General features: G+C 34.6%; 2 protein-coding genes. One reads left to right on the top strand and one right to left on the bottom strand.

The genetic code is table 11. The features are described 5' to 3' along the window. On the bottom strand, positions 1 to 257 hold a 257-nt coding region (locus QZ265_RS10710; protein ID WP_296406030.1), incomplete at its 3' end, for a capsular biosynthesis protein. A 534-nt stretch (positions 258 to 791) separates the two neighbouring features. Here QZ265_RS10710 and QZ265_RS10705 point away from each other — a divergent pair. Next, on the top strand, positions 792 to 1,955 hold the full coding sequence (locus QZ265_RS10705) for a zinc-dependent alcohol dehydrogenase (protein ID WP_296406028.1): 1,164 nt from the start codon (positions 792 to 794) through the stop codon (positions 1,953 to 1,955). The last annotated feature ends 192 nt before the right edge of the window (positions 1,956 to 2,147 follow it).

Here is a 2,147-nt window from a genome sequence, read left to right as displayed (position 1 = left end):
CCAATATAAATCTCATCGTAAGGCACGTTATGCTTTTCTAGCCATGTCATAATAATTGGTAAGGTATGCTTATTGATTTTGCCAGTATTACCTTCAAAAGTACGCATATTACGACTTGTACTTATAATAATAGTAAACCCATCTTCATAATATTGACGCAGCTTTACAATCAGATCTATATTGGGTTTCGCATTGACATAATCCCCATTTGAGGTAAATGACAGCGTATTATCTAAATCGAATATCAATCTTTTCAAGATACATCCTTAAAGCGAATTTTAAAGTATTATTTTTATTATTTGTTTATAACAAAAGGTATAACAGAAAGTATGCAATGTTTATAAAATAGATTAAAGATACATCAGTGTAATGAAGCTTTACGAAATGTATCTATGAATCTTATGGGTTTGAATCAATTCATTAACGAACCTAAACTATGATTTTATTGGTTATATCTTATTTAGTGATACAACTTTTAATTGGATACCGCTCATATTTATTATCATAATAAAATTTAAGTTAGCTTCATATCAGTTGAATAAAATTTAATCAACTTTAAAAATTTCTGGACTTAACAGCATTTATATTTATTTGTGAAAAATGACCTTATAATCAATTATAAGCTGCAACATTCTCGATACAACTTGATCTAAATTAGTTTGTTTTAAAGGGATGAGATAAGTTAAAGCCTTACAAAAAATTTCAATCTACATTTTTTTATTAAAATAATATTGTTATTGAGTTAGTTTATTTTTTACCTTCATCTTATTTTTTAGAGACTTGGAGTCTTTATGAGAGCTTTAACTTATCACGGTGCTAAAGATGTTCGGGTTGATAATGTGCCAGACCCTAAACTGCAAGAAAAAGACGATGTTATCTTACGTGTAACGGCTACCGCAATTTGTGGCTCAGATCTTCACTTATACCGTGGCAAAATGCCCGGCACTGAAGAGGGCGATATTTTCGGTCATGAGTTTATGGGTGTGGTTGAAGAAGTAGGCTCTGAAGTTACTGCTGTTAGAAAAGGTGATAGAGTTATCATTCCTTTTGTGATTGCTTGTGGCAGTTGTTTTTTCTGCCAACATGACCTAATGGCCGCTTGTGAGACAACGAATACAGGACCAGGAGCAGCGATTAATAAAAAAATAATTCCACCACCAGCTGCCCTATTTGGTTATACCCATCTATATGGTGGCGTTCCAGGTGGACAAGCAGAGTATGTGCGAGTGCCTAAAGGTAATTTTGGCCCATTTAAAGTCCCTGGCTCGCTTTCTGATGAAAAAGTTTTATTTTTGACAGATATTTTACCGACAGCGTGGCAAGCGGTGACCAATGCCAATATCACCAAAGGCTCAACGGTTGCGATTTATGGTGCTGGTCCTGTCGGATTATTATCAGCAGCCTGCGCCAAAATGCTTGGTGCCGAGCAAATATTTATGGTTGACCATAATGACTACCGCTTGCAATATGCCAAAGATACTTATGGTGCGATTCCAGTTAATTTTGATAAGGTGGATGCAGCTGAATTTATTATCGAGCAAACCAAAGGTCATCGCGGTGTGGACGGCGTAATTGATGCTATTGGATTTGAAGCCAAGGGTAGTATGATAGAAACCATAATGACTAATTTAAAAATTGAAGGTTCAAGTGGTGCTGCATTACGTCAATGTATTGCAGCTGTTCGCCGCGGTGGTGTCGTGAGTGTTCCCGGCGTTTATGCAGGACCTATCCATGGATTCTTGTTTGGTGATGCCTTTGACAAAGGATTAACTTTTAAAATGGGTCAAACCCATGTTCATAAGTATTTGCCACAGCTGTTGGAATATATTGAAAATGGTGATTTATCACCCGAAGCAATTATTACTCATCGTATGAATTTATCTGATGCAGCCAAGGGTTATGAAATCTTTGAAAAACGCGAAGAAGAATGTCGTAAAGTTATTTTAACGCCTTAAATATTTAATTTATTCAAAAATTGACTTTTTCTAAGTTAATAGTTACTAAGGTTAATAGTTACTAAGGCTAATAGTCATTAAGGTTAATATCCATTAAAGCTATAAATTTGAGATAATGTCTAAATAAATAAGTCCTAGCCTATTTTTAGACTGGGACTTTTTTAATGCGAATCTTTAAAGCAAGTTATTTAA

Origin of the sequence: Psychrobacter sp., assembly GCF_018260395.1 — a bacterium.
Taxonomy (GTDB): Bacteria; Pseudomonadota; Gammaproteobacteria; order Pseudomonadales; family Moraxellaceae; genus Psychrobacter.
The sequence above is the reverse complement of the archived record's forward strand: the minus strand, read 5'-3'. Positions and strand labels throughout refer to the sequence as shown.